Source organism: Microcoleus sp. POL10_C6 (assembly GCF_036701585.1).
Classification (GTDB): domain Bacteria; phylum Cyanobacteriota; class Cyanobacteriia; order Cyanobacteriales; family Microcoleaceae; genus Microcoleus.
In genome coordinates this window covers 69,955-76,629 of the sequence record NZ_JAUBRB010000032.1, presented here as the reverse complement: position 1 = coordinate 76,629, position 6,675 = coordinate 69,955, and the positions used below count along the sequence as shown (strand labels likewise).

At 45.0% G+C, this 6,675-nt stretch carries 9 protein-coding genes; all 9 read right to left on the bottom strand.

Features of this window, described 5'->3' with window-relative positions; translation table 11 throughout:
• Window positions 1-58: 58 nt before the first annotated feature.
• On the bottom strand, window positions 59-229 hold the full coding sequence (locus QUA34_RS18520) for a zinc ribbon domain-containing protein (protein ID WP_333388861.1): 171 nt from the start codon (window positions 227-229) through the stop codon (window positions 59-61).
• Entirely contained in the window at window positions 201-659 is a 459-nt protein-coding gene (locus QUA34_RS18515; protein ID WP_333388860.1) for a transposase, read from the bottom strand. Before QUA34_RS18515 ends, QUA34_RS18520 begins: the two co-directional genes overlap by 29 nt.
• 413 nt (window positions 660-1,072) lie before the next feature.
• Window positions 1,073-1,189 carry a helix-turn-helix domain-containing protein gene (locus QUA34_RS18510; protein ID WP_333388859.1) on the bottom strand — a complete coding sequence of 39 codons (117 nt, stop codon included), beginning with the start codon at window positions 1,187-1,189 and terminating at the stop codon, window positions 1,073-1,075.
• A 261-nt stretch (window positions 1,190-1,450) separates the two neighbouring features.
• Window positions 1,451-1,816, bottom strand: coding sequence for a DUF1823 family protein (locus tag QUA34_RS18505; RefSeq protein ID WP_333081216.1), 366 nt, complete (start codon window positions 1,814-1,816; stop codon window positions 1,451-1,453).
• A 149-nt stretch (window positions 1,817-1,965) separates the two neighbouring features.
• Window positions 1,966-2,997: a type I glyceraldehyde-3-phosphate dehydrogenase gene (gene gap, locus QUA34_RS18500; RefSeq protein WP_333388862.1), complete on the bottom strand. Its 1,032-nt coding sequence runs from the start codon at window positions 2,995-2,997 to the stop codon at window positions 1,966-1,968.
• A 473-nt stretch (window positions 2,998-3,470) separates the two neighbouring features.
• Window positions 3,471-3,782: a P-II family nitrogen regulator gene (locus tag QUA34_RS18495; RefSeq protein WP_223300725.1), complete on the bottom strand. Its 312-nt coding sequence runs from the start codon at window positions 3,780-3,782 to the stop codon at window positions 3,471-3,473.
• Between the two features lies 1 nt (window position 3,783).
• Window positions 3,784-4,755 carry a sodium-dependent bicarbonate transport family permease gene (locus tag QUA34_RS18490; RefSeq protein ID WP_333229160.1) on the bottom strand — a complete coding sequence of 324 codons (972 nt, stop codon included), beginning with the start codon at window positions 4,753-4,755 and terminating at the stop codon, window positions 3,784-3,786.
• 201 nt (window positions 4,756-4,956) lie between these two features.
• Window positions 4,957-5,691 carry a glutathione peroxidase gene (locus tag QUA34_RS18485; RefSeq protein ID WP_333327867.1) on the bottom strand — a complete coding sequence of 245 codons (735 nt, stop codon included), beginning with the start codon at window positions 5,689-5,691 and terminating at the stop codon, window positions 4,957-4,959.
• Between the two features lie 233 nt (window positions 5,692-5,924).
• Window positions 5,925-6,566: a Uma2 family endonuclease gene (locus QUA34_RS18480; protein ID WP_333388858.1), complete on the bottom strand. Its 642-nt coding sequence runs from the start codon at window positions 6,564-6,566 to the stop codon at window positions 5,925-5,927.
• Window positions 6,567-6,675 lie beyond the last annotated feature (109 nt).

Genomic DNA, 6,675 nt, shown 5'->3' with positions numbered 1-6,675 from the left:
CTTTACCCTCGCTCTCGCGAGCGCATAACCCAGGCTACGTCAAGTGCCATCGATATATTCAGCAAGCCCTAATTAGAACTACTTGAGTGGCTGCAACATCTCTGTCCGTTGTATAGCCACAGTTCGAGCATGAATGAGTACGCTCATCAAGCTGTTTTTTTCCTGTTTCTGCTAGACAATTGGGGCAAACTTGACTCGTTTTATGAGCGCTTACCTTTTGAAAGTACACGCCATATTTCAAACAAGTTTGCTCGCTTGATTGTGAAGAACTGACCCCAGCTTGCGTCTAAGCAGTGTTTCCCTAGCATCGCCCAAGAGTGCCCAATCAGATTCAGATCCTCAACGAAAATCATTCCCACGTTTTGGCAGATTTGATGAGATAATTTACGATGCCAATCTTTCCGACTGTTAGCAACGTATTCATGCAGTTTGGCGACTTTCTTTTGAGCTTTACGCCAATTGTTAGAACCTAGTTTTTTATGACAGACACGTTGTTGCAGCAATTTAAGCTTGCGTTCTGCGTCTTTAAAAAATCTTTGGCGCTTGACTAAAAGACCGTTAGAAGTTGCTAGAAAATTAGTTAGTCCCACATCAATTCCGATACCTTCACCGTGGGGCATTAGAGTGGGTACTGAAACGTCCCATTGTAGGGTTAACATCACGTACCAACCGCTAACCCTACGGACTATCCTTGCTTAATCGTTGCACCATCAGGATAGGACGTGATTGATGAAACTTAACTAAACCAATTTTAGGGAGCTTCACCGCTTGATTTTGGACAGGGTTAACCCCCAATTGCGGGAATACAAACGATCGCATTGTTCCTGCTTTCTTAAAGCGGGGGAAACCGTGTTTTTGTTCCCACATACTCACAAACCCTTTTTCAAGCCTTTTGAGTGTTTGCTGTAGGACGTGTACTTGGACGGCAGCCAAAGTGGGTATGTTTGCCCTAGCCGTAGTTAAACTTTTGCACTGGCTTGCATAAGTTTGTCGTTTTGTTTCGGCCCGAATGATGAACTCAGATCGGATAGAGCAAGCGTTAATTCGACAACTACGAGACTCAAACCAATGTTTACGCTCTTGCCAATGCGTAGTTGTATACGCGACGGCATTGTTCTAGCCAATCTTCAAAGATTGCTATTTGTCCTGCCGTTGGTTTGAGTTTGAATTCGTAGACTAAATGAAACATTTGCTCTATCCTCCTACCTGATTATATCAAAACCATGAGCGAACGTAGGAACGCTTTTTCAAGAAGTCTAATTAAAGCCGTCCTAAAAGGACTGGGCTTGCACCCAAATTTTCGGTCAGGGTTGGGGGTGAGGAGGTTGGAATTGGCGGATTTTAGTGTTTTTTGACTTTCAACAGGCTTAATTTTTGTTAATGAACCGCAGAGGACGCAGAGGACACAGACTAAAGGTGGCAACAACCGCACAGCCATCCAAAATTCCTCTTACACCCCAGATTCCATAAAACCCATCAACCAATTAGCCATCGTCGCCCTGCGAGTCTGTCTGGGCCCGAATTCCCCAATTTTATAGCCTTTAAAGCCCAATTTTTCCTTCAGCAACTGCTTGTTTTCTGGAGGAGTCGATCGAGTCAATTTCACTGTCGCCGGCCTAGAATCGATAAAATCGGGCGGTTCCGGGTACTCTTGGCGCCACTCGGGTGCAACACCTGCACTGTTCCACTTGCCAGTCTCGGCATCCCAGCGGTAGCCCAGATACTGCCAAACTAGCTGATTAACAGCAGCATCGTCGATTTCTTCGTTGAGAATAGCCCAAATAGTTTCGTTATTCAGCGGTGGTAATTCAGACATGAGCGCGATCGAATCGGAAATAAAAAAAGTTTAACTCACATTAGATAACATTATCAGGAACGGGCAAGATGCCCGTTCCACAAAAAATCATAGGAATTTGTTTGTGGGGTGGATACGCGAGCCCGCCCAAAATGCCACCCCCAAAAAAATTAATTATTCAAAATTCCGTCTTTCTCGGCCATCGACAGCATTAAGTCAATCACCCGGCTAGAATAACCCCACTCGTTGTCGTACCAGGAAACAACTTTGAAAAACTTAGAATTCAGTTCAATTCCCGCACCTGCATCGAAAATGCTCGATCGCGCGTCGCCCTTAAAATCTGTCGAAACCACTGCATCCTCAGTATATCCAAGAATGCCTTTGAGTTCACCCTCCGAAGCTTTTTTCATTGCCTCGCAAATTTCTTTATAGCTAGTTTCCTTCGCCGTTTTGAAAGTAAGGTCAACTACAGACACGTCGGGAGTTGGCACGCGCAAAGCCATTCCCGTCAATTTTCCTTTCAATTCTGGCAACACCAAAGTAACAGCTTTCGCTGCACCGGTCGAAGATGGAATAATATTTTGAGCCGCACCGCGTCCTCCCCGCCAATCTTTTTGGCTGGGGCCGTCTACAGTTGGTTGAGTAGCTGTCATTGCGTGAACTGTAGTCATTAAACCTTCTTCCAATCCGAAGTTATCGTTGATAACTTTGGCAATTGGTGCTAAACAATTCGTCGTACAGCTAGCATTAGAAACAACCGTATCTTTTGCCGGGTCAAATTTGTGGTGGTTGACGCCTACTAGAAAAGTTGGAACTTTTTCCGGGTCTTTTGTCGGTGCTGAAAGTATTACTCGTTTTGCTCCCGCCGTCAAGTGTTTTGATGCGCCTTCAAAATCTGTAAACAATCCGGTAGATTCTACAACATAATCTGCGCCGGATTTACCCCAGGGCAATTCGGCAGGATTTCTAATCGCTGTACAGGGGATAAAATTTCCGTCAACGACAATCCCGTCTGGTTTGCTTTCAACTTCGCCGTCGTAAATGCCGTGGGTGGAGTCGTATTTGAAAAGATAAGCCAGGTTTTCTGGCGAAACTAAGTCGTTAATGCCGACAAATTGGATGTTGGGGTTTTTGATGCCGGCACGCATGACTAGCCGTCCGATGCGACCAAATCCGTTGATGCCAACTTTTAATGCAGCCATGTTTAAACTCCTATTGAAAATATCGTTAGTCGATCGGGCGTTAGCGAAGCCCTCGCAGAGGATCGCCTGTTGTGGCTTAGAATTTACCACGCTAACGGATTTTGGCAACTGATTCTTTTCTATCTCTTAAGAATTCTGAATTCTGCCCCGGCTGGGAAGGGCAATTCATCCTGAAATAACCGCTGACTAATGGCTAATGGCTGATTTATGTCAAATTGTAAAAGTGCTATAATAGACAGAAAATATTTTCCAAATCGCCTTTTTAAAATCAGGCTAAAGTAATAACAAAAAACTTAGGGAAAATCTAAAACGGATGAGCATTCTCACCCGTGGTGGCTATCGGAACCCTAAGCCTAGGATTAAAGTGCCAGATACGCGCAAGAACACGGCAATGCCGTGTCCCTAAACATATGGCGTACAATCTTTGTGTAGCTCTACTTTTCCGAATTGGTATAATCACCAATCACTAATGACTACCCCACGCACCTAGTAATTAGCAATTCCACCGCATCGGAAATAAAACACGACCCACCAAATTTATTGAGCACTGGTCTAATGTTTTCTGCAACTGCTGAAACTTGAGCTGGTGAACAAAAAGCAAGCACATAAATGTTATCCAGCGCCGTCATTGATGAATCACGGGAAACGTGATCCCTAGTGCTTTTTCCAGCGACATCACGAATCACCGAATAGCCGGGTACGCCAGCTTTATCTAAACCGTCTAAAATCTTGCCGAGTTCTACTGAGTGGGCTATGATTTCTACTCTTTTGACTGACTCCATCATCTCACCTCCAAAACATATTGATTCCGTATAGATACAGGGGAATGCCTACAATGATATTAAATGGAAATGTCACTGCTAAGGCCGTTGAAATGTAAAGACTTGGATTAGCTTCGGGCACAGTTAGGCGCATGGCTGCTGGTACTGCTATATAAGAAGCACTCGCGCACAATACGGCAAACAGCAAAGTATCTCCCTGCGGCATTCCGATTAATTTGGCTATTACCAAAGCAATTACTGCGTTGACTATGGGAATTAGGATTGCAAAGCCGATCAGAAAAATTCCTGCTTCTTGCAAATCTTTAATTCGGCTAGCAGCAACCAGCCCCATGTCTAGCAAGAAAAAAGTCAGAACTCCGTAAAACAAGTCTTGAGTAAACGGACTCATAACTTCCCAACCATGTTCTCCTGTCAGTACGCCCATAATTAGGCTGCCAATCAGCAGAAAAACTGAACTGTTTAGGAATGCTTCTTGCAACACTTCGGGCCAAACTATTTCGCGTTTTCCTTCTTCCCCACCAAATACACTGACTAGAATCAGACCGACTATAATTGCTGGGGATTCCATTAATGCTAGCGCGGCTACCATGTAACCGTCAAAGTCGATCCCCTGTGCTGTGAGGAAGGAGGTTGCGGTGATAAATGTGACGGCGCTGATGGAACCGTAGGTGGCTGCGATCGCGGCAGCATTGTAGGAGTCGAGTTTGATTCTCAGTATGAAAAAAGTATAAACTGGTACTAGCATTGACATCAGCATCGCTGCCAAAATTGTCAGGGCGATTTGCTGGTCAATTCCGCTTTTGGACAGTTCGACGCCACCTTTAAATCCGATCGCAAACAGCAGGTACAGCGAAAACAGTTTAGGGATGGGCGCTGGAATTTCTAAATCAGATTTGAGAAAAATGGCCAGCATTCCCATGAAAAAAGCTAATATTGGGGGATTTAAGATATTTGACGATACTAAACTCAAATCCACGATCGGTCACTCCCATTTGTTGCGTTTTTAATATTACTTCCCCAGTAATTGTTGCACGAGAATGGATCAATAGACCGATCGAACTTTTGACTCAGAAGCTCGATCGGGCTAAATACCCCCAAATACGGCAAAGGCGCACAGTACGCACCCTACAACGAAGGTGTGCACTGTGCACCCGCAGGCTAAGTTATTGTTGTTTAACTAAGCAACTGACAAATAAGACTCTAGGGCTTCGGAACCACCGATCAACTTGCCGTCGATAAATACTTGCGGCACTGTTGTAGCCCCAGTCACAGCCCGGAGCGATCGGGTTGTGATATCCCGGCCCAAGACGATTTCTTCATAATCCAAGCCCTTTTGACTCAGCATTCCCTTAGCCTTAGCGCAGAAGGGACAGCCCATTTTTGTAAACAGCGACACTAGCTTCGGCTTGGTTGCTGCGGAGTTGATGTAGTTGAGCATCGTCTCGGCATCGGACACTTTGAAAGGGTCGCCCGGTTCCTCTGGCTCAATAAACATTTTTTCAACCACGCCATCTTTTACCAGCATCGAATAACGCCAAGACCGCTTCCCAAAGCCTAAATCTGTTTTGTCTACCAGCATTCCCATGCCTTGAGTAAATTCGCCGTTACCATCGGGAATTAACGTCACATTGTCTGATTCTTGGTCTTTTGCCCACTCATTCATCACAAAGGTGTCGTTGACGGAAATACAAACGATTTCATCTACGCCGTTTTCTTTGAAAACTTTCGCCAATTCGTTGTAACCGGGGAGGTGCGTTGACGAACAAGTGGGAGTAAAAGCTCCTGGCAGCGAGAACACTACTACGGTTTTGCCTGCAAATATATCATCGGTGGTGACATCGACCCACTCGTTGTCTTTGCGAGTGCGAAAGGTGACTTTGGGTACTCTTTGACCTTCTTGGTTCGTCAGCATGATTTTAAATTTTTGGGTACTTGGGTTCAATTCCTTTGCTTATTATAGCGTACTCATAACGAGTATGAGTTGTCAAGGGGAGGCGAGTTTTTTTCTCCGACTTGGGCGCGCGCGCGAGCGAGCTCAGTTCCTTGTCTTTGCGACGGTTTGAATCATAGTCCGAATCAATCTCGCGGCGCGCGCGAACTCAGTTCATTGTCTTGGCGACAGCTAGCAGATTTAAAACTTGCTGTTTAAGTAGGTCGGCAATTCTGTCTCCATTCCTTTGCTGCTGCTAACGGGTGAGGATTTTTTACACATTCTGTCAACATATCGATATCAATTCCCGGTAGCAATTCGCTTTGTGTGATTAATTCATAACCGCAGTTGGACACGAATTCAACCGGAATTTCTTCTCGCAAATGGTAGATAGAAAATCGGTTATTTCGCCAGAACCAAACCTCTCGCACATTCAATCTTCTATACAGTTCTAGTTTATTGATGCTGCCACTGGTAACAATCACTTCAATTACCAAATCGGGAAATTCTTTATCTGTGCCAATACAGTAAGCTTCATCCGGTTCCGTACCGCCACGTTTTTCCTCTTGTCGCAGAGTTGTAGACCCAAAAGGGAAATATTCGATGTCAGCTTCTACAAAATAAATAAGCAGCAGATCTCCAATGCGAGTTTTTCTACTTTCATGGCGGCGAGAAGGCGACATAATTTCCAAAACTCCATCTAAATAAGTAACTCGATATCCTGCCGCATCTCCAATCCGATTCAGCAGTGTCTCGTATTGTTCCCAGTTGGCGCTATCGGTAAGGTAGCGATCTTCAGGATCTTGGCGTTGGAGTGCTTGTTCTTTAAGTAATGTATCTAGCTCGCTCGTCAGCATCGGTATTACCTCCTTACAAGTTGTTCTAATCTTAGCAGACGGCGGTTGAAACCGCGTCTACACAAACGATGTCTGCCTCCGCAGACTGAAGAGAACAAGCCAAGTTTAA

What these genes read in the sequence shown, in the direction of transcription:
- QUA34_RS18515 (WP_333388860.1), bottom strand. Translation starts at nt 659, where the DNA reads ATGTTAACCCTACAATGGGACGTTTCAGTACCCACTCTAATGCCCCAC.
- QUA34_RS18510 (WP_333388859.1), bottom strand. Translation starts at nt 1,189, where the DNA reads ATGTTTCATTTAGTCTACGAATTCAAACTCAAACCAACGGCAGGACAA.
- QUA34_RS18505 (WP_333081216.1), bottom strand. Translation starts at nt 1,816, where the DNA reads ATGTCTGAATTACCACCGCTGAATAACGAAACTATTTGGGCTATTCTC.
- gap (WP_333388862.1), bottom strand. Translation starts at nt 2,997, where the DNA reads ATGGCTGCATTAAAAGTTGGCATCAACGGATTTGGTCGCATCGGACGG.
- QUA34_RS18495 (WP_223300725.1), bottom strand. Translation starts at nt 3,782, where the DNA reads ATGATGGAGTCAGTCAAAAGAGTAGAAATCATAGCCCACTCAGTAGAA.
- QUA34_RS18485 (WP_333327867.1), bottom strand. Translation starts at nt 5,691, where the DNA reads ATGCTGACGAACCAAGAAGGTCAAAGAGTACCCAAAGTCACCTTTCGC.
- QUA34_RS18480 (WP_333388858.1), bottom strand. Translation starts at nt 6,566, where the DNA reads ATGCTGACGAGCGAGCTAGATACATTACTTAAAGAACAAGCACTCCAA.